At 59.6% G+C, this 16,697-nt stretch carries 19 protein-coding genes; 9 read left to right on the forward strand and 10 right to left on the reverse strand.

What is annotated here, in order from left to right; all coding sequences use genetic code 11:
- Nucleotide 1: 1 nt before the first annotated feature.
- From ACX3P0_RS07005 to ACX3P0_RS07020, 4 genes are read right to left on the reverse strand one after another with little or no spacing between them, the layout of a single operon-like run.
- On the reverse strand, nucleotides 2–808 hold the full coding sequence (locus ACX3P0_RS07005) for an SDR family oxidoreductase (protein ID WP_459087505.1): 807 nt from the start codon (nucleotides 806–808) through the stop codon (nucleotides 2–4).
- Entirely contained in the window at nucleotides 798–1,484 is a 687-nt protein-coding gene (locus ACX3P0_RS07010) for an acylneuraminate cytidylyltransferase family protein (RefSeq protein WP_459087506.1), read from the reverse strand. The genes ACX3P0_RS07005 and ACX3P0_RS07010 overlap by 11 nt, the downstream gene beginning before the upstream one ends.
- Nucleotides 1,481–2,470, reverse strand: a complete 990-nt coding sequence (locus ACX3P0_RS07015; RefSeq protein WP_459087508.1) for a Gfo/Idh/MocA family protein — start codon at nucleotides 2,468–2,470, stop codon at nucleotides 1,481–1,483. The genes ACX3P0_RS07010 and ACX3P0_RS07015 overlap by 4 nt, the downstream gene beginning before the upstream one ends.
- Before the next feature lie 56 nt (nucleotides 2,471–2,526).
- Nucleotides 2,527–3,090 (reverse strand): asparagine synthase-related protein, encoded by a 564-nt coding sequence (locus ACX3P0_RS07020; protein WP_459087868.1) that lies wholly within the window; start codon nucleotides 3,088–3,090, stop codon nucleotides 2,527–2,529.
- A gap of 50 nt (nucleotides 3,091–3,140) precedes the next feature.
- On the opposite strand from ACX3P0_RS07020, the gene ACX3P0_RS07025 reads away from it, so the two are divergent.
- From ACX3P0_RS07025 to ACX3P0_RS07035, 3 genes are all read left to right on the forward strand, one after another.
- Nucleotides 3,141–3,884: a lipid II flippase MurJ gene (locus ACX3P0_RS07025; protein WP_459087510.1), complete on the forward strand. Its 744-nt coding sequence runs from the start codon at nucleotides 3,141–3,143 to the stop codon at nucleotides 3,882–3,884.
- A 107-nt stretch (nucleotides 3,885–3,991) separates the two neighbouring features.
- Nucleotides 3,992–5,878, forward strand: a complete 1,887-nt coding sequence (locus ACX3P0_RS07030; protein WP_459087512.1) for a polysaccharide biosynthesis protein — start codon at nucleotides 3,992–3,994, stop codon at nucleotides 5,876–5,878.
- A 21-nt stretch (nucleotides 5,879–5,899) separates the two neighbouring features.
- A complete protein-coding gene (locus tag ACX3P0_RS07035) occupies nucleotides 5,900–6,283 on the forward strand; it encodes a hypothetical protein (protein WP_459087514.1) in 384 nt (127 codons plus the stop codon).
- Nucleotides 6,284–6,867: 584 nt separating this feature from the next.
- Here ACX3P0_RS07035 and ACX3P0_RS07040 read toward each other — a convergent pair.
- Together ACX3P0_RS07040 and ACX3P0_RS07045 are read right to left on the reverse strand one after the other, a co-directional pair.
- A complete protein-coding gene (locus ACX3P0_RS07040; RefSeq protein ID WP_459087516.1) occupies nucleotides 6,868–8,142 on the reverse strand; it encodes a hypothetical protein in 1,275 nt (424 codons plus the stop codon).
- A 41-nt stretch (nucleotides 8,143–8,183) separates the two neighbouring features.
- On the reverse strand, nucleotides 8,184–8,702 hold the full coding sequence (locus tag ACX3P0_RS07045) for a hypothetical protein (protein WP_459087518.1): 519 nt from the start codon (nucleotides 8,700–8,702) through the stop codon (nucleotides 8,184–8,186).
- A gap of 380 nt (nucleotides 8,703–9,082) precedes the next feature.
- Between ACX3P0_RS07045 and ACX3P0_RS07050 the strand changes: the two genes are divergently transcribed.
- Nucleotides 9,083–10,183, forward strand: a complete 1,101-nt coding sequence (locus tag ACX3P0_RS07050) for a hypothetical protein (RefSeq protein WP_459087519.1) — start codon at nucleotides 9,083–9,085, stop codon at nucleotides 10,181–10,183.
- 63 nt (nucleotides 10,184–10,246) lie between these two features.
- Here the strand turns inward: ACX3P0_RS07050 and ACX3P0_RS07055 are convergent, their stop codons facing one another.
- Nucleotides 10,247–10,582, reverse strand: a complete 336-nt coding sequence (locus ACX3P0_RS07055) for a hypothetical protein (RefSeq protein WP_459087521.1) — start codon at nucleotides 10,580–10,582, stop codon at nucleotides 10,247–10,249.
- A gap of 473 nt (nucleotides 10,583–11,055) precedes the next feature.
- Between ACX3P0_RS07055 and ACX3P0_RS07060 the strand changes: the two genes are divergently transcribed.
- The 3 genes from ACX3P0_RS07060 to ACX3P0_RS07070 all read left to right on the forward strand — a co-directional run bounded on the left by ACX3P0_RS07060 (nucleotide 11,056) and on the right by ACX3P0_RS07070 (nucleotide 12,877).
- Nucleotides 11,056–11,373 carry a hypothetical protein gene (locus ACX3P0_RS07060; protein WP_459087522.1) on the forward strand — a complete coding sequence of 106 codons (318 nt, stop codon included), beginning with the start codon at nucleotides 11,056–11,058 and terminating at the stop codon, nucleotides 11,371–11,373.
- Nucleotides 11,363–11,551, forward strand: a complete 189-nt coding sequence (locus tag ACX3P0_RS07065; protein ID WP_459087524.1) for a hypothetical protein — start codon at nucleotides 11,363–11,365, stop codon at nucleotides 11,549–11,551. Before ACX3P0_RS07060 ends, ACX3P0_RS07065 begins: the two co-directional genes overlap by 11 nt.
- Before the next feature lie 426 nt (nucleotides 11,552–11,977).
- Nucleotides 11,978–12,877 (forward strand): restriction endonuclease, encoded by a 900-nt coding sequence (locus ACX3P0_RS07070; RefSeq protein ID WP_459087526.1) that lies wholly within the window; start codon nucleotides 11,978–11,980, stop codon nucleotides 12,875–12,877.
- Between the two features lie 56 nt (nucleotides 12,878–12,933).
- On the opposite strand, the gene ACX3P0_RS07075 is transcribed toward ACX3P0_RS07070, so the two are convergent.
- The gene (locus ACX3P0_RS07075) at nucleotides 12,934–13,233 is read right to left on the reverse strand and encodes a hypothetical protein (protein WP_459087527.1); all 300 of its coding nucleotides are present in this window, start codon (nucleotides 13,231–13,233) and stop codon (nucleotides 12,934–12,936) included.
- Between the two features lie 199 nt (nucleotides 13,234–13,432).
- Here ACX3P0_RS07075 and ACX3P0_RS07080 point away from each other — a divergent pair, with 199 nt between their 5' ends.
- The gene (locus tag ACX3P0_RS07080; RefSeq protein WP_459087529.1) at nucleotides 13,433–14,395 is read left to right on the forward strand and encodes a hypothetical protein; all 963 of its coding nucleotides are present in this window, start codon (nucleotides 13,433–13,435) and stop codon (nucleotides 14,393–14,395) included.
- On the opposite strand, the gene ACX3P0_RS07085 is transcribed toward ACX3P0_RS07080, so the two are convergent.
- Complete coding sequence (locus tag ACX3P0_RS07085; protein WP_459087530.1) at nucleotides 14,361–14,555, reverse strand: hypothetical protein; 195 nt, start codon at nucleotides 14,553–14,555, stop codon at nucleotides 14,361–14,363. The genes ACX3P0_RS07080 and ACX3P0_RS07085 overlap by 35 nt on opposite strands.
- A 364-nt stretch (nucleotides 14,556–14,919) precedes the next feature.
- Here ACX3P0_RS07085 and ACX3P0_RS07090 point away from each other — a divergent pair, with 364 nt between their 5' ends.
- A complete protein-coding gene (locus tag ACX3P0_RS07090) occupies nucleotides 14,920–15,948 on the forward strand; it encodes a PIN domain-containing protein (protein WP_459087531.1) in 1,029 nt (342 codons plus the stop codon).
- On the opposite strand, the gene ACX3P0_RS07095 is transcribed toward ACX3P0_RS07090, so the two are convergent.
- Complete coding sequence (locus ACX3P0_RS07095; RefSeq protein WP_459087533.1) at nucleotides 15,949–16,602, reverse strand: hypothetical protein; 654 nt, start codon at nucleotides 16,600–16,602, stop codon at nucleotides 15,949–15,951.
- Nucleotides 16,603–16,697: the final 95 nt, after the last annotated feature.

A 16,697-nucleotide genomic window follows, 5' to 3' on the forward strand; every position in this document is an offset into this window, starting at 1 on the left:
CCTACCAGACGCTGAGGCCGCCATCGACGACGATGTTTTGACCGGTGATGAAAGACGAGGCATCCGACAGCAGGAAAACCACCGTACCGGACATCTCGTCCTGTTTTGCCATTCGGCCCATGGGGACGCGGGCGCTATAGGCATTGACGAACGTCTCGTTTTGCCCGCTGAACACGCCGCCGGGAGATATGGCGTTGACCCGAATGTTCTTGTCGCCCCAATAGGCCGCCAGATATTTGGTCAGGCCCCACAAAGCCGTCTTGGAGGCACTGTACACCGCCGGCGTATTGATCGCGCGGCCTTCATACAGCGATCCGTCGTAAATGCGTTGATCCGGTGCGACCACACCATAGATCGACAAGGTGTTCACGATCGCGCCACGCCGGTTCTTGAGCATTTCCTTGCCGAAAACCTGCGCGCAGATCACAGCACCCGTCAAATTGACCGCCATGACGGCGTTCCAGTCCGCGATCGGAAACGATTCAAACGGCTCGAAGAAATTGTCCGACTTGGTGGCCGCGTTATTCACCAGCCCATAGACCGGGCCAAGTTGCGCGCCGATGGCCTCGCATGCCGCCGCGACGGACTCCGGATTGGTCACGTCGGCGGCAAAAGGGTGGGCCGATCCCGGCAGATCCGAAACCGCATCGGTCGCGGCTTTCGCCTTGGCCAGATCGGGCTCAATCACGGCTACTCTCGCTCCCGCCGCAGCCAGGGCCAGCGTCATGCGCCGGCCCAGTATCCCGCCGCCGCCGGTAATGACGACCGTCTTTTCCGACAGCGAAAAATCGGCGGCGCTACCGGGCATCGTTCATTTCCATCAGCTTTTCCACGAAGAAGAAATCCAGTTCGGAATCGATGTCGATCGACCGCTCCCGAGGCATTACATACAGCTTTACCCTGCCATCCCAGAGGCTACCTTTGAGGGCATCCGGACGCCAGACATAGATGGAGGCGTTCATGGAAAACACTTTTGGAGCCGCTTGCCGGCCCGCGATAGCGGATTCCGGCTGCTTGACGAGGCGGATCGTGCCGTCCGGCTTTTCCTCGACCATGTTGAAGTACGGATTCTTGTCGGACTCAAACCCGGTAATCACGACGTCCGTTTTGTCGTCGAACAGCGCCATGCAGTTTTGGATATCGGATACGCTCCGCAAGGGGGAGGTGGGGTCGAGGTCCACGACGCATGAAACCTCTTGCCCCGACTTCCGGACCTCGTTGACGAGATGGTCGATCACCGGGACCTTTGGCGCCGTGCTTGTCGCCAGTTCCGCCGGACGCAAATACGGCACCGATGCGCCGGCTTCCGTAGCGATTCTCGCTATGTCGGGAGAGTCCGTCGAGACGTATACAAGCTCGATGCCCGCACTCCTCGCCTGCTCGATGGAATGCACGATCAACGGCTTGCCAAGCAGCGGGCGGATGTTTTTTCCCGGCACGCCCTGGGAGCCGCCGCGCGCGCAAATGGTTGCGATGGTGCTCAAATCCGCTCCCCCAGTTCACGGGCGCGGATGGCAAGCTCCGTGCTGCGCAGGCCGTCTTCCAGCGTTTGTAGATTTGGTCGGGTGGAGCCTGCCACGGCGTCCACAAAACTGCTCATGGCCGTCAGATATGTGCCAGGCACGTCGAAATCGCCGGCCGCGGAGGTGATGGTCTCCCTGCCGGTGCCTGTGTAAAGCGACAACTGTCCCGCCGGCAAATCCCATATCAACGTACCGAGGTCGCCGACCAGTTCATAACGCCGGATCGGAGAACGTGCGACATAGTCCAGATTGACCGTGACGATGGTCCCCGATCCTGCGCGGCCCATCATGCAAGCCACGCTTTCACTGGAGATTTCCAGGCTTTCGACATGGCCAATTTCGCAGGAACGTAGCTCGACCTCGCCCAGAAGCAGGCGCGCCGCATCGAGTTCGTGGCTCAGGTCGAAGATGACACCCCCGCCCAGCTGTTTGCTGCTGCTGTAATTTTGGCGATAATCCTGTCCCTTCCGCCAATCCGGCAACCATTGGCCTGCGGAAAAGCTGGCGCGGGCGATCGTCCCGATCTTGCCGGAGGCGACGATGGATTTTGCCATGGCCAGCGAACCAAGATGGCGAAGATTGAACCCCGCCATGTGCGGAAGGCCGGGCGCAGCGGCGAGCGCCTTGCGCACGGCAATGGCGTCGGCCGCCTCCGTTACAACGGGCTTTTCAACATAGGTGGGAATTCCTGCCTCGATCAGCAGCGGCAGAGCGTCGATATGACGGGCGGATGGCGTCGCCAAGATCGCCAGCGTCGGCTTCAACGCCAGCGCGGCGGCGAGGTCAGGCACGACGATTTCATCGAAGCCCAGCGCGCCGGAAACCGCGCCGCTACCATGCCTCAGCAAGACGAACTTAGCGCCGGGGACAATTGCCGCGAGGTTGCGCATGTGGCGCTGGCCGATCGAGCCCGATCCGATGATCACCGCCCGCATGTCGTTCAACATGCCGTTCGCTCAACATATGTGTTCACGGAAGGCATTTTGCCAATGTTCCAGCGCAATCAGCGCGCGAATCTGACGCGTGTTATTTTGAGAACCTGGATGTGGTTTTCAACCAGAGACTCGACATACTCCGAAAATACCGATTCTTTTCGGAAATGGGACTCGCGACCGAGATAATCCCGGCAATACTCCCGCAATTCGTTTCGAAACCAGCCCCCGACCGGGACGGTGAACATCTGCTTCTTGCGATAGGCGAGGTCCTCTCCGATCAGAGGCGCTACCGCCTTCTTGAACAGAAATTTCGTCACCCCGTCGCGCAGCTTGAAATGACCGGGCATGCGAAAGGCAAACTCCATCATTCGGTAATCGAGAAACGGAGTGCGCGCCTCGAGGGAGACGGCCATACCCATGCGATCCGGCTTGACCAGATTGTTGCCCGACAGGAGCAACTGCATGTCGATATACAGCGCCCGAAGCGGGCGGATTTGCTGGTGGCGCTTGCCCTGGCGATAATTGTAGGCGCGGGGTTGAGGGTGGCAAGCCAGCTTGTCGTTTCGGCCCGTTTGATTAAATGGCGTAACCTCGGCGCGGTTCGGCCGGAAACCAGAGGCCTGGCCTGCGATTTGCCGCGGCCCTTGGCGCGGCGACGCTCATACTGCTCGTTCCGGTTTTGATGCGGTCGGCTCTTTCCTTCACAGGCGAAGGCGTGATTGCGGCCTTCAACTACGCGACCAAGCTTGTCGAACTGCCCCTCGGCGTTGCGATTACCTCGATCACCACCGTTGCCTTCACGCGCCTGAGCGACCAATTTGCCGCTTCGAAGAGCGAAGAAGCCGAAACGATGTTTGCCACGGCGACGGTGGCAGCAACGCTGGTTGGCATTTCGATCTGCATTCCGGCGATCTGTTTTTCCCATCCGCTGACAGAGCTTGTGTTCGCTCGGGGCCGGATGACCGCAGACGATATAAATCTTGTGTCGGACCTCGCCGCCATTGGCATGCTGACGATCCCGCTCGTGGCAATCAGCGGGATGGCGGCGGCGATGCTGAATGCCCAGAAGAAATCGGGCCTGGGTTTCCGCTGCACCTTGATCAGTCTGCTCGTCCTGCCGTTTGCGATTGGCCCCGGATTTCTACTTTCCGATGCTCGGCTGGCCATGCTTGCGCTGCCGATTTTCCATCTGGTTCTGGCCGCCATTCTTGCCCGGGCCGCACGGTTGCGTGTCTCCAGACCGGCCCTGCAACAGGCCGGCCGGCGGCTGCTTGCCTTGAGACTGGCGTGTGGCGGCGCTATCGCGCTGGATCTGGTGTTCAGTGGCATGCCGGCGATTATCCGGGTGGCTCTGGCGCTGGCAGCCATGGCGATGGCCGTCCTGCTGTCGGGCGCCCGCTCGACGCTGTCCTCGCTGCGTCTATAGGAAGGCAATTTCATCCGTTGGCCGTGCTTCGTGCATCGTCACGACGCTTGACCGGTCGCGGCTTTCATGGGAGGCCGCACTACGGTTACTCGCTGGTCCGCACCTACATGCTGAAAAAATTCAGAGCGCTCATTCTGGCCCTTCCTCGCCGCTGGAAGCGCGCGATCCTGGTGTCGGTCGACATCGTCATCCTGAGTTCCGCGCTCTGGGCCAGTTTTGCGCTGCGTTTCGACCGCTGGACCTTGCCGGACGGAACAGATGCCTGGCTGATCCTGCTCTCGGCACCCGTGACGGCGATCCCGATCTTTATCCGCATGGGATTGTACCGGGCGGTGGTGCGCTATTTGCCCGAGCGCGCCCTGTGGACGATGTTGCGCGCAATCACCCTGGCCGTCCTGTTGTGGGTGCTCGTTGCGTTTTTATCCGCGCTGGCGTGGCATGGCATTCTCCCGCGCTCCGTGCCGATCATTTACTGGGCGCTCGCTTCCGTCGCCGTCATCGGCAGCCGCTTCACCGCAAAATGGCTGTTCTGGCCGACGTCGCGCAAACTTATGTTGCAGCGGCCCGCGGTGGTCATCTACGGCGCGGGCGAGGCGGGGCGGCAACTGGCCCTGTCCCTGCACGCCAGCCATTTCATTGCCGGCTTCATCGATGACGACACGGCCTTGCACCGCCGCGAAGTCGTGGGCATCCGGGTCTATCCGCCGTCTGCGCTCGCAATCCTGGTGCAGGATTTCGGCGTCAAGCAGGTGGTTCTGTCGATGCCGTCCCTTTCGGCCGCGCGCCGAAAAGAAATCATCGGATCGGTCAGCCGGCAGGGCGTCAAGGTACAGTCGCTGCCCGAGATTGCCGACATCGTTACCGGAAAATACCTGGTCAGCCAGATCCGCGAAATCGATATCGACGACCTGCTTGGCCGCTCCTCCGTGCCGCCCGACCTCGATCTCATTCGGGCGATGATCGTGGGGCGCACGGTGATGGTTACCGGCGCCGGCGGCTCGATCGGCTCCGAATTGTGCCGCAAGATCGCGCAGTGGGGTCCGCAGCGGCTGGTCCTGTTCGAGGCCAACGAATTTGCCCTCTACAAGATTGACCAGGAACTGGCTGGGCGCAGCGATTCACCGATCGTCGCCGTTCTGGGCTCGGTGACGGACGCAAGGCGGGTGCGGCATGCCATGGTCGAGCACGGGGTCGAGGTGGTGTTCCACGCCGCCGCGCACAAGCATGTTCCGCTGGTCGAAGCCAATGCCCTCGAAGGCATCCAGAACAATGTATTCGGCACCAAGACCGTGGCCGACATCGCCTTTGAAACCGGTGTGGCGAGCTTCGTGCTGATTTCGACCGACAAGGCAGTCCGCCCCACCAACGTCATGGGCGCGACCAAGCGCTGGGCCGAGCTGATTGTGCGCAAAAAGGCGTGCGCTGCCGCAGAGGCGGGCTCGGGGCAGCGCTTTTGCTGCGTGCGGTTCGGCAATGTGCTGGGTTCAAACGGCTCGGTGGTTCCGCTTTTCAAGGAACAGATCGCCACGGGCGGGCCGCTGACGCTGACCGACCGGGCCATGACGCGCTACTTCATGTCCATCCAGGAGGCCGCCGAACTCATCGTCCAGGCGGGAGCCTTGTCGGATGGCGGCGACGTCTTCCTGCTCGACATGGGCCAGCCGATGCTGATTGCCGATCTGGCCGAAAACATGGTCCGTCTGGCAGGGTTGAGCGTCAAGTCGGTCGCGAACCCGCATGGCGACATTGAAATCATCGCCACCGGCAAACGCCCCGGCGAGAAAATGTACGAGGAACTGTTCTACGACGCGGCAACCGCCGAACGGACAAGGCATGAGAAGATCTTGCGCGCCGCATCCGTCACCGACGATGTCGATCTGGATGCCGCGCTCCACAATCTGGGCATGGCGCTGGAGCAGGAAAACGAGCAGGCGGCTCGTCGTATCCTGTTTGATCTGATTGTCAGGACCGACAATGCCGCGCACGAAACCTGAGCGTCCACACCGCTTCGCGCCATGACCGAGGCGACCGAGATACTTTTTGCTTCTTATGGGGGCGGGCACGTCACCATGCTTGAGTCCGTCTTCAGGGAAGGGACCGCTCTCGAATCCATGGAACAAGGCGGGCACGTCACCATGCTTGAGTCCGTCTTCAGGAGAATGACGGAAGAAGGCTTCAATAGCGCATATCTGGCGTTGACCACCGCGCAAAAATACCTTGCCGCGCGGCAACAACCCTATTTCGGCTATGTGAATTTTCCGGAGGCAAACGATCCCGCCGTTCTGGCAGCAGGCGAAAGATTGCGGGGCTCACAGGAGGTTGCGGGGCCCGTGCCGTGGAACGAATCCATCGCCTATCACGGGCTTAATTTTCTCGACCTGGTTGCAGTTCACGGCTAACACCGGGCACCTGAGATTTACGCGGAGAAGGGCCGGCAGGCCTTCCTGCCCGTGCGCACGATGGTCAGGCTGCTTGAACGCGTAAAGCCGAGGCTTGTGGTCGCAAGCAACGCTCCCCGGACCGAGCATGCCCTTTTTCTCGCGGCTAGAGAGTTAGGTATCCCGTCCATCTGCGTCGTGGACATGTTCAGCCGGCATGCGGTCGAGTGGATAAAGGAACCTGGCTATGCCGCGAGAGGGCGCAATTGGCCAGAAGCAGCCGAGGGTGGAAAACAGCTGTGCAACCGAATCGGTTTGCCACCAGATACGCTCGCTTCTGTCGGCTTAAGCCCTCAGCTTTTGCATCGAGTTGGCGCGTAGCCGACGATCTCGCGAGATAATGAACGTCGATTGGGGCCGTATGGGAGCGGAGTGGTGGGCGATGACGGACTCGAACCGCCGACATCCTCGGTGTAAACGAAGAACCTGCCAATTAAACCATTGAATAAATTGGGTTTTATTGAGGCGTTGATACCCGTTGATACCCCATAATTCCCGTTCATTCGGTAGCAATCGGTAGCGGTTGGTAGCGGTAATCGAGGTGATCATGTGACAATTGACCACTCCCCCGACCGCGCCGCTTTCTTGATGTGGACCCGTAAACCTTCGATCTGCCCGGGCTTCGCGCCGTCGATGAGGGCGAACACTTCGGAGGGCGCTTCCAGCGTCTCGGCGAGGTCGAACAAGCCACGCTTGCGTTCTTCCGTCAGCAGTTTCTCGACGGGGTTTTCCTTGGTTGCCTTCCCGGCGCGGTTGCGGCCGACGTTGCCCGACCTGAAGGCCTCCCTGATCTCGCCTTGGAAATCCGGGCTGTTATGGCCGTAGATGTCGGTCAAGACCTGTACGTCCATGCCCAGGAAGCCCGCGACGACGGAATGGTTGAGTTTCGCGCTCGAGGACAGCAGCCACGTCGCGGCCGTGTGCCGGAAAGTATGGATCGACCGTCCCGGGGCCTCGTCGCCGAGTGCCGTGCGGATCAGTCGATAGAACGCCGAGGACACCTTTACGGGTTTCCCGCGGTATTCGGTCAGGTATCTCAGCCCCATGGCCTTCCAGCGGCGGCAGTGAAGCAACAGGGTCGGGTGCAGTATGCACGGATCGGCGCGTTTATTCGAAGCGACGTCTTCGCCGTCCCATGACCGCCAGAAGATGCCCTTGTCGACGTCGATGAAGGGATGGCCGGGAATGTCGTAAAACGAGGCCATCTCGACGCGTTCCGACCGCGTTCCGGTGCCGACGGCAACGAGGATCATCCGTGCGATGTGGCGCATGGGACGGAGGGATGTCGTCTTGGTGATCCCTGCCTTGGCCTCGCCCGATTTCTTGGCGCTGAATCGATATATGCCCTTCTTGCTGTGTGCCGTCCACACCAACGCCGCAACCTGGTCGCGGGTGTACCATGTCGTGCGGCGGCGTTTGGAGTGCTTCGGGATGTCCCAATGCAAGACGACCGTCTCGCATTTCTGCTCCGACATGGCGAAATGGACGGCGGATTTCAGGTCATCGAGAAACCGTGCCTTAGACGAGACGGTGAGCTTCAGGGGGCCGTCCTTCGTCTCGATGGTGTCGAATTGGCGGCAACGGTCCTTGTTGATTTGCGCGACGGTCTTGTCGCCCCAGTAGTCCAAAAGCTGGCGGAGCCGACGCTTGAGGTCTCCGACCTGTTTGTGGTCGATGTCCTTGCCTGGCTGTTTGCCTTTCGTGGACAGTCGGACGTTCAGCGCCGCTACCCTGTGATGTTGGTAGAGCATCAACGCGGTGGCGATAGGGTAGTCTTTCGCAGGGACGGGGGGATCGTCGCCTTCGGCGTCGACGTCCAAGGCCTTCTCGATGTATTTTTGGACGTTGTGTTCGTGAAGCTTCAGCTTCGCGGCTTCATGCTCGTCCTTGCCGCAGAAAGTGCGAGTTCGACCGTCTCCGTCCTTGATGAGCCAGGTTGCCTTGTGAGTGAGACGGCCTTGCTTGTCTTTCCGCTCGCCGATGAGGATGAGGTGCGGCTCTTTCCGTCTTGGGGACATTTTTCAAGCCACTCCCTGATCTGGCGGCGGGTAACGAAAATGTTTTTGTTCGGGCGGCGGCATTCGAGGTCTTTGCGCCTGATCGCGTCCCGCAACGTCCTGACGGTCATCGTTTCGGATTTGGAACGGAAATTGGGATTGACCGTGAATTTCCCCTGCATTTCCGGGAGGCACACTGCCATTTCCAGCGTCAGCGGCGCGTCGTCGTGCAGGTCGGCGGGAACATTCCCGAGACGAAACTGTTCCCAAAGCTCGTCGAGCCGTTCGCCGCTCTCATTCATGTCGAAGAGAGCGTCGTCGAGGTCCATGAGCATCAGCTCGGTATCGAGGTCGATCTGTGGGGTCCGCTTGCCGTCGATCATATTCTACCCGAATGAAGCAATCTTCCGCCGAGCCATGGAATTGGTGTCGGAACGTGAGAGCCGTGTTCGGTATTTGAGATAGCCGGCAGTCGGCAGCGGCGTCAACCTTGGAAAAGCCCAGAGGCAGGGTGTTCGCCGTGGTCCCCACGATGGACTGGACGGATCGAATCCTGCCGGCCTTGCTGCCAGACCTTCCTATCCACCGGGATCAGGAGACCTCCTTCGAGGTCGGGAATTTGAACCCACCTTCAGGAGGAAGGTGGTCGCTGGCGGGGCGAGCGGCAGCCCAGAACGGAATCGTGGTAGGTTGCATGCGATGCCGAGGGGAGTTGCAATGGAGTACGGAAGCCGAGATGTTCTGGGAAGCATGAGATGTCTCCATGAAAGATGACAGCCCTGAACAAGGTAAAATCCCCGCTGCGGCAGGGCTTCTGGCTGACATCTTCATAACGATTAGAGACCGACCATTCTCACAAAAGGGCATCGTCGCGTCCGTCGCCGAGATGTACGGATTCGCTAGAGGGGAGCTGGACGCGGCTAATCCCCCTGGTACCAGTTGCACGTTCCGATCCAAGGCCGACGCGGCCTTGGATTATATGTATCGGTCTTGCTTCATTGAAAGGCTCGGCAAGAAAGGGCCGATCGTCATCACGGAAGACGGCTACGACTTCCTTCGGGAATTGACTCCCAAAACGATCCGGAAGCTCTCGGCCGAGTTGGAGCCAAAGACAAAGCGGCTAAAGGAGAAGGCCCTGCGAACCGCTCGGAAGCCTGACCGCTCGCAGGAGACTCAGCATCGAGCGCTGCCCTTGGCACTACCAAAAGCACTTGATGAACGCGTCGAAATGGCCAAGCGGCTGGCGCAGGGGCAGCCCACTCCAGAGGAACGAGGGACAGTTAGGGCCGCAAAAATTGCCTCCCAGATTCCAGAGATGCCGCTCGAAAAAATCCACGTCGTTTGGACGAACGCTCAGGACAAGCTATCGCATCCCAAGCGTGAATTCCGAGTGGCGGCCGAGGTGCTCATCGCGGTCATCGAAGACGAAAGAGAGCGAAGGGGGCCAAATGCGTCCTCTCTGCTGCCCGGCGGCGGATACTTCCGGTGGCCAACCACGGTGGCAGAGAGCGGCAACGGCCAATTGAGTTTCGAGGCCGATGCGTTCGGCGTTCTGGCGGGGGCAGGGTACAGGGTAGGACGCACACGGGGAGAGCCAGAGACTACCAGACGCAGGACGCTGGCACGGCTTTTCATGGTGGAGGTTCTCGATGCTCCGACCCGCCTCGAATGGGGCGCCCCAGGCACTGGTGGTCGTTTAAGGAAGATGGCCTACACGATCGCCGCGCTTACCAGAAACGCCAAGAGGCGGGGCATACACATGGAGTACGCCGTGGCCGATTGGGAGAGCGATCTCAATTACCTGCACGGCACCTACTACGTAGGGCGGTTTGACTTTCCTTGGCCAGAGACCGGAGCAGGGTGATCATCCAGCTCCGTCAAGTGGACGCCGATTTCAAGAACCTAATTCTTGATAGCTACAAAAGTCTCACATGCCTTTTGCGGCCGCATATGCGTTCGCTGAAGGTTTGGATTCTTGCTCGTGCAAGGTTCCGCGTATCGCCGAGAACCAGGCATCCTCGACTTCTTTGGCGGCGCGGCGTGCCGACGTCTCGTAGCCGGATAGCGCTCCGATGTTTCTGGATATGTCGGAACCGAATGCTTGGAAGCTCCAGAGCCACTGACCTTCCATCGGTCCGCTCTCGTGCAGGTAAATCCTGCCGACCGATCCCGAATACGTCGATGCCTCGCATACGAAGTCATCTGACTTCTCTTCCCAAGTCTGCCGCCATTTTAGTTTGAGAGTGATTTCGTGGTCTTCCATGACCGCAGCCTATCCCGAGTCGAAGGAACGAAGCAAGAACATATTCCTATGCCGCCGATTTGCGCCGGCGGAATCTCTGGGTCACTATCGATGCGATAGGAATGGGGAGCGCAGATATGGAATGGACGGCGGAACGAAGGATTGAACTCGGCGATATGTGGATGGCGGGACAGGCGAGGGGCGAGATCGCCAGCCATTTCGCAACGACACTCGACAGCATTCGAGCGAAAGCTTGGAAGCCCGGTCTTCCTGATCTCAAGGAAATCAGACGGGGGCGACTGGAACGATGCGGACGTGCATGTGCTGCGGCGAAATATTCTTTTCGGAGGGCAAGCACCCTCGGTTGTGCACGCCATGCAAGGAATGCTCGCATTAGATCCTTGCCAGGCATGCCGGGAGAAATACGTGCCAACGGCGTCGACGCCGCGTCGAGATCCCATTAAATGAAGTGCTCCTTGTGAAGGAGTACCGTCATGAACACCCATCGAAGCGTGCCTTGCCCAGCGCAAGGAGTGGCCATCCAGTTTGCGGCGATCGGAGCAATCGGTGCCGCCGTTGCAGTGGGTGCGCATCGTGATGGCATGGCGGCAATGCATCAGGCCCGCGACGATCGCGCTCAGCAACTGTGGAGCCAGCGGGTTTCGGCGGCGCGGGTTTCGGCTGCCAATGCTGTTTCCGTCGCTCGTCAGGCCGTCGCCCGTGTGCATTCGCTGGAGGCAGAGGTCGAGGCGCTCCGCCGTGCCGTCAACAGTCGCGATGTCCTGATCAGGTCTCTTTCCCATGGACGATGATCTCTACGAACGATTCGGTGACATCCTGCACGAGCTTCCCGAAGCCGAGGAAACCTTGCGACAGTGGGACTGCGATCGCCTTCGTATTCGCCACGGACAGCGAAAGCTTCGTCATGGAGCGCCGGAGCACGATCAGCTCTCCAGGATCGTAACGCCGGAATCGTCGCCCACGGCCTGAAATGCGATCTGGAACCAGCGGGAATTCCGAGCGAATATTGCTGTCCGCCGCGAAGCGGAAATCCGCCCGCCGCTACGGTTGCCGTGCCGTCGATCAGCATCGTGACGGTTTCGGTCACGTCGACGAGCAGGAGGGTCGCCTCGCTGTTCGCGACCCATACGGTCGGCGATGCAGCGGTGACGGCTATCTCATGGACGTTGGACTCGCCTTCGCTTCAGTAGTTCGCATCCGGGGCAGGATGGACTTGCAGGGGAACGTAAGAGCCGTAGGCTTGGGTAATCGGAAGCTGCCTGACCATATCCTGATCTCCGCGAAAGGAATGCTCCCGCGATGGTCAGAGCAGGGGATCGATGGAGGCTACGCCAATCGACTGGATCGCCCTTCCATTTACCGTCCGTCAGGTGCTAATCCGGGGACGGGGAATGCTTGGGGTCATACATCGTGCCGATCATAGGTTTTTTAATAATCGTCGTCGGCGGCTCCTGGCTGTTCGGCGCGCACAATTTAATGATCATGGTCACGATCTGCATTGTTTGCTTCGTAGCCTGGCTGCTGTGGTTAGTGATCGCCTGGTTCAGCGAAAGCGCCCGACAGACCGAGATGACGGGCCAGTTGGCCGCAAACCGCCGCGCCGACGAGCAACGGCAGGAAGATACGATCAAACGGTGGCATCGCACTGCCGAAGAGCACAGGGATACTCTGGTGCTGAAGTACCGCCAACTGGTCGTGAAGAACGAATATGGCGCTCCCGAACTCCAGTCATGGACTAAGGAACTCGCCCGCTTCCGTTTATCCACGGGCATCTCCGGACTCGATCATGCGATCTCCCAGTTCGACCGCGACATCACGGGTAGAGTGCAAGGTTGGGTGCTGGTAGCCAACGCCACCAGAAAAGACTCCGAGTTCACGTCGACCGACCCATTCGAATACGAACGGTGGTGCGCCATGACGCTGCGGCAACATGGCTGGCAAGCGTCGACGACGAAGGGCGGAGGCGACCAAGGCGTAGACGTCGTTGCCTCCAAGGACGGGCGCAAGGTTGCCATCCAATGCAAGCTGTACACGAGCGGCCCCGTAGGCAACAAAGCCGTCCAGGAGGTCCATGCGGCGGCGGGTTTCACCGAGGCAGGGCATGCGGTCGTTGTATCGAACGGCGCTTACACCGCGGCGGCACGGCAACTGGCGGCGAAACTCGGCGTCTTGCTGCTCCACCATTCCCAACTGGCGAAGTTGGACGAGATTCTTCCCGGGGCGCGAAAGCCCGAGAGCCGCATCATTCTGCCGACCACGGAAACGAGTTTCGTCATTCGGCCTGCCACGAAATGACAAAAGGCCGCGGTTCATGCCGCGGCCCTCGTGAGAATGTCAGTGAATTATTGCCGTTAGGCGGCTTCGTCGATCTCGTCCTGATCACCATCGCCGATGACCGTGCCATCAACGTCGACAGGATTCCCGCCCTCGACCACGATCTCGTCGACGGGAATGCCGACGTCGACATATTCCCCGTAGCCGGCCGCAACGATTTCGTCAGCGAGTTCCGGGGACAGGTCCGTGAAAATGGTTTCCGCGCGATGGTGTTCGCCGTCAATTGTCAGGGTGCGGTTGATCTCGATGGCGCGGAAGGCGATTTCTTCCGACGCCGAAATCTCGGCCGCTGCGGGCTTCTTCGAATTCTTGCTCATGATGACGGTTCCCTTCGATGAAAAGGACTCCCGACGTGAGCCGGGAGTCCTGACCGTTAGATGTCCGACGCGGCGCCTAAATCAGGGGGGCGGAAACGTCCAGCCAGCAAGGATTCGTCAACATTAGTTGCGCTGGTGTGCGGATCGCGCACCTTCGTAGTAGAGATAGAATGGCGGCATATGGGGAACGGGGTGGACGATGGGAGATAGATTCGACTCGTTGGAGAGCGAGGCCTCATCCTACCAATCAAACTGCATGGGCTCGGCCCTCGACTGCTACGAGGACTATGCCATCCTCTCCGAGATGCGTGACGGAAAACTCCATGCCTTCTATGGGAAGGACTCGATCGACAGGGTGGAGAGCCTGGCCGCAGCCGGATGGATCGTCACTGGTTTGAGCCCTAAGGGATTGACCCGCTACAGGCTGGCCGACGCTTTCATGGCCGAGATGGAGGTCATGCGCGGGCGATTCATCGACATCGTCGTGGATGCGAGCGCCGTCGTCGGCATGCAGCCGGCACCGTTCTGGAAGGAGTATTTCCGGCTCGAAAGAGGAGACGCGCTAGGATCGTGGGGCCACTTTCACAAGGTGTTCGAACGGCTCTCACAGATGCCAGAGTTATATAGAAGCATGGGCCATTCCACACGAGACAGGCCGAAGAACCGCGATCAGAAGCGCCTGATCTCCCGAGGCCTTGTGGCGGTCCACGAGTTCTGCGGCAATCCCTACCTGTCCGTGACAGGCGCGCTGCTTGCCCTGCGGCTACAGGCCATGACCGAGACCGAAGCTATACTCACAGAGCGGAGGCTGAAGGCAGCCGTCACGCGAGAACGAAACCTGGCTAACAGGACTGGCAACTTCGCACGACCTTCCCTATGGTTCAACGTCCTTCCTGAATGGGTGGCCCTCCAACAGGTGGAGTGGGAGAAATACGCATCTGCGGCGCGCATGCAGGAATTGAATGTCGGGAAGCAGGCAATGTCGAAGCGACTTGGGGTGTCTCCCTCAACGGCAGCCACCTGGGCCGAAAAAGGGCGCCTCCTGAGAAGGCACCGTTCGCCCGTGGAAAACTATCTCGCCGTATCTATGGCCGTCCGCCTCGACGACAGGCTCAAGGACGTCCTGTTCACCTTCGAGGACAATCCCGTTTTGCTTCCTTGATAGCCTTCGCCCATTCCGCAACGAGCCTGTTGGCCGTCGCCGCCATGGCTTCCGCGGCCGCTTTCCACGACTCCGCAATCCGCCTGTCGTGCTCGTCGTGGTAAGCACGCACGATGCGCTTCACGAACTCGGCGTCCTTCTCCCCGGGGAGCGTTTTCAAGGTCTCGAGCTGAACGACCCGCACCGCGATAGAGGACTCAGAGCCGTGTCTTATCGCATCCTATCATCGCCGCCCCCCGCTCCCATCCTTGCCATCTCTAGCATCCGCTCATACACCCGCTTGAGCCGCTCGTGTTCGTCGTAAAAGAGTTCGGGGGCGACCATGCGTCGGACATGATCCTCAGCGATGCGACGCATGCGTTGGTCGCGTAGGAAGCGTCTCTCGGAGGTTTCCATCATGCGTTCTCCCATGTGCGTCTTGAGAGGTCAGGATCGCAGCCGGCCATGACAGCAACAACAGGCAACATTGAATCCTTCCGTCTCAGCCAATGCCCGGTTACGGTGCGATCAGGGGGAAGGACTCAATGGTTCATAAGCTGATCGTCGATACGTGCGTATGGCTCGATCTCGCCAAGGATTACCGGCAACAGCCCGTAATCACCGCGCTACAGGACTTGATCGTCATGGGAGAGATCGACCTGTTGGTTCCTGAGATCGTCATCGAGGAATTCGAGCGAAACAAGGCTCGGGTCGCGGCGGATGCGCAACGCAGCCTGCAATCCCATTTCAAGCTGGTGCGAGACGCGGTCGACAGGTTTGGTGACGACGCCTCGAAGGCCGAGACGCTTAAAGCGCTTCACGAGGTCGACCATGCGGCCGTGTTCAAAGGCGAGGCTGTGAACGAGTCCATCGACCGGATAGAGAAACTGATCAAATCGTCGAGGAAACTGCCGACGACAAAGGCCGTCAAGCAGCGCGTGACGGAACGGGCGTTGGCGCAGCTGGCGCCCTATCACCGATCCCGCAACAGCGTTGGCGACGCGATCCTGGTTGAGACGTATGCAAGCCTGGTGAGCGCGGGCAAGGAGGATGACTACGCGTTCGTGACCCACAACACCAAGGACTTCAGCGAAGAGAATGGCGACCAGCGAAATCCACATGCCGATCTTGTCCCATTGTTCGAGTCCCCAAAATCGAACTATTGGGTTTCGATGGTGGACCTCATAAAAAGCATCGATGAATTCTTGCTCGAGGACCACGACTCCGAATTCAATTTCTACTCGGAGCCAAGGCGTTTGTCGGAGATCATGGAAGCAGAGAACCTATTCTTCCGACAGGTTTGGTACAACCGCCACTGGAACCTCCGGATAAGTATCCAGGAGGGGACGCACAAGGTTGTCGTCGAGAAGGATTACTCGCGCAACCCCTACCGCCCGGACGAAACGGTGGATACCATTTGGAAGGCTGCCCTTGCCGCGGCAAAGAAGACTGAGGACGAAGTCGGCATCGAGAACCTGGGGCCGTGGACGGACTTCGAATGGGGCATGGTCAACGGCAAGCTCTCCGCCCTCCGATGGGTCATGGGCGACGACTGGGACATGCTCGATACGTGATCACCCCTCTACCGTGATCTTGATCGCCGATGGGTCTACCCCGAACGTCAGGGCCAGCCGTCTCTTTGCCTCGGCGATCGTGAGGGGACCTTCTTCCTGCTGGTCGTCGGCAATAACCTCGTCCGCCTCGGCCTCGGGTCCACCTGTTTCGATTCTATCCAGGGGAATACGTCCGATTTCGGGGTTGTCCAAACCTGCGCCGGCTCCGACTAGCGAAACCGGATCCTTCGATTCCTTCTCGTAGAGTGAAAGCCAGATGCCCCTGCCGAGGGTGATGGAGTGGTTGGCAGCCTTCCGCGCTGCATAGTGCCTGTCGAACCGCGCCCGCATCTCGTCAGCCTCGATCATATGCACCCGGGCAAACCGCGGCGTTTCCTTGTCGTCCACGGACGAGGCGATCACGACGTCGGCGTCTTCCAGCGTCGACCATGCCGTGTCGTCAAGGTTTCGCGGGAAAGCAATCCATGTGTCCTGGGTCGTGCGGATCGTGGCGACACGGCTTTTGCCGTTCTTTGTGATCCTCCGAACGCTCGACTTCCCGGCACCCCGGATGCGTTCGACGGTCCATCCATTCTTCTCGAGCGTGGTTACGGCAGCCTTGAAAAGGTGGTTGCGGGTTACGGCCTTTGCAGGCGTCTTGAAAATGTCGGTCATTGAAAATCCTCTCTCGTTAGCCAATGACCCCTTATACAAAAGACCTGCGGAAGAGTCAATAAACTTTGCGAGAGAGGTTAAAGAGAAACCAAAGA

Source organism: Mesorhizobium sp. A556 (assembly GCF_054489545.1).

What these genes read in the sequence shown, in the direction of transcription:
- ACX3P0_RS07005 (WP_459087505.1), bottom strand. Translation starts at nt 808, where the DNA reads ATGCCCGGTAGCGCCGCCGATTTTTCGCTGTCGGAAAAGACGGTCGTC.
- ACX3P0_RS07015 (WP_459087508.1), bottom strand. Translation starts at nt 2,470, where the DNA reads ATGTTGAACGACATGCGGGCGGTGATCATCGGATCGGGCTCGATCGGC.
- ACX3P0_RS07025 (WP_459087510.1), top strand. Translation starts at nt 3,141, where the DNA reads ATGCGGTCGGCTCTTTCCTTCACAGGCGAAGGCGTGATTGCGGCCTTC.
- ACX3P0_RS07030 (WP_459087512.1), top strand. Translation starts at nt 3,992, where the DNA reads ATGCTGAAAAAATTCAGAGCGCTCATTCTGGCCCTTCCTCGCCGCTGG.
- ACX3P0_RS07035 (WP_459087514.1), top strand. Translation starts at nt 5,900, where the DNA reads ATGACCGAGGCGACCGAGATACTTTTTGCTTCTTATGGGGGCGGGCAC.
- ACX3P0_RS07045 (WP_459087518.1), bottom strand. Translation starts at nt 8,702, where the DNA reads ATGATCGACGGCAAGCGGACCCCACAGATCGACCTCGATACCGAGCTG.
- ACX3P0_RS07050 (WP_459087519.1), top strand. Translation starts at nt 9,083, where the DNA reads ATGAAAGATGACAGCCCTGAACAAGGTAAAATCCCCGCTGCGGCAGGG.
- ACX3P0_RS07055 (WP_459087521.1), bottom strand. Translation starts at nt 10,582, where the DNA reads ATGGAAGACCACGAAATCACTCTCAAACTAAAATGGCGGCAGACTTGG.
- ACX3P0_RS07060 (WP_459087522.1), top strand. Translation starts at nt 11,056, where the DNA reads ATGAACACCCATCGAAGCGTGCCTTGCCCAGCGCAAGGAGTGGCCATC.
- ACX3P0_RS07065 (WP_459087524.1), top strand. Translation starts at nt 11,363, where the DNA reads ATGGACGATGATCTCTACGAACGATTCGGTGACATCCTGCACGAGCTT.
- ACX3P0_RS07075 (WP_459087527.1), bottom strand. Translation starts at nt 13,233, where the DNA reads ATGAGCAAGAATTCGAAGAAGCCCGCAGCGGCCGAGATTTCGGCGTCG.
- ACX3P0_RS07080 (WP_459087529.1), top strand. Translation starts at nt 13,433, where the DNA reads ATGGGAGATAGATTCGACTCGTTGGAGAGCGAGGCCTCATCCTACCAA.
- ACX3P0_RS07090 (WP_459087531.1), top strand. Translation starts at nt 14,920, where the DNA reads ATGGTTCATAAGCTGATCGTCGATACGTGCGTATGGCTCGATCTCGCC.
- ACX3P0_RS07095 (WP_459087533.1), bottom strand. Translation starts at nt 16,602, where the DNA reads ATGACCGACATTTTCAAGACGCCTGCAAAGGCCGTAACCCGCAACCAC.